At 24.8% G+C, this 1,548-nt stretch carries 1 protein-coding gene and 1 pseudogene; both read right to left on the bottom strand.

What is annotated here, in order from left to right; translation table 4 throughout:
* A pseudogene (locus MAGB_RS04055) lies at positions 1 to 258 on the bottom strand (hypothetical protein); the annotation flags it as partial.
* A 317-nt stretch (positions 259 to 575) separates the two neighbouring features.
* The gene (locus tag MAGB_RS04060; RefSeq protein WP_004024511.1) at positions 576 to 1,028 is read right to left on the bottom strand and encodes a Panacea domain-containing protein; all 453 of its coding nucleotides are present in this window, start codon (positions 1,026 to 1,028) and stop codon (positions 576 to 578) included.
* Positions 1,029 to 1,548 lie beyond the last annotated feature (520 nt).

The raw sequence follows: 1,548 nt of genomic DNA on the forward strand, positions 1-1,548 counted from the left end.
TTCTTTTAAAAATGGCTTTGATTCTTTTGAAGTATCTACTAATAGGTAGTTTTTATATTTATTAAATAAGTCTTCTACTTGTTTTCTGCTATCATTATGATTAAACCCTGCTGGTGGCTTGGCATCATCTGTTTTAATAATTTTGGCTGTTGGTTCTAAAAATTTAAACACATTAAAACAAGAAACACTTGCTAATGCTGGTGCTACTGTTGTGCCCAGTAGCAGGGCTATATTTTTTATTCCTTTTTTTATTCTCATAATATTAATTCTAATACAAATATTAGGCAAATAATATCTATTTTGAAAACAATTTCATATTTCTTTGTAGCAGTTATTTAGTTTCTTTCACACGGTAATTTTATAATTAGAAACTAATTACAATCTAATTATAAAGTAATTACATACTAATTAGAATATAATTAGATCTTGACAAAACTAAGTTTGATAGTAAAGTAAACAATTTTTTAATATTATGCAATTTTTTTATATAGCAATTTATAGCACTTAGAACTAAACAAAAAACTATGGAGATCCATAGTAATTTACTTTATAAAATGTTTTGTTTAATAATAAAATTAATCCCCTGAATAAATGCTTCTATAATAGGTTTTCATATCTTCAGGATCAATTAATTTAGTTGAAGGTTCAAATTCCCCTAAGCCTTTTCTTGCATTTATCCATGGTTCTTCTGTATGCGAAACAGCTTCTAATTCATAGCCTGATTTATCACCATATGTAGTTCAAACTGCATCAAGCAGTTCTAAAACATTTTTGTCTAATTTGCTTTCATCAAAAGCTTTTTGCTCAATTTCATTTCAGCCATATTCTTTGTAGTCATTTCATAATTCAGGAGAAATTGGACTATGAATTCAAGCCTGAAAAGCTGTATCATTTAATATACCATCATTAAGTAAAGCATATGCTCAAGCTTCAGCATAATATGTTAGATTTTGAAGTTTTTTAGGACTCATACTTTCTTTAGATAAAAACCAGTTAGATATATCTTTATAACTATATTTTTTAGCCATTATAACATCTCCTTTAACATATTTATTGACTTAAGAAAATAAAAAAGTATATAAAAAGTAATTAGAATATAATTACTATCTAATTATAAACTAATTAGTTTCTAATTAGATTTAGTTGTGTTTTAAGTAGATATTATGATAGTTTTTATCACTCCAAGTTACATTAAATAGATATAGCTATATTATGATAATATAAGCTGTTATGTGATTTAGAATATGCCCTATTAGTTTGTATCCATTCAGCAAATATATAATTAACTTATAATTAGAAAATAATTAGCGACTAATTACACTCTAATTAGATTGTAATTACTATGCAATTATAAAAACTAATGAATAGATTATAGTTTCAGTAGGTATTATCCAATAGTTTTTATTAATATAAATAGTCAATGAAAGTAGATAGATTGCTTAAGCCTTGTCTGTAGCTAATGAGAACAAGAACTAATTACATTCTAATTACTTTATAATTACATTCTAATTAGATACTAATTAGCTAGTAATTAGAATAAGAAAAAAG

Origin of the sequence: Mycoplasmopsis agalactiae 14628 (assembly GCF_000266865.1) — a bacterium.
In the GTDB taxonomy this organism is placed as follows: domain Bacteria; phylum Bacillota_I; class Bacilli_A; order Mycoplasmatales; family Metamycoplasmataceae; genus Mycoplasmopsis; species Mycoplasmopsis agalactiae_A.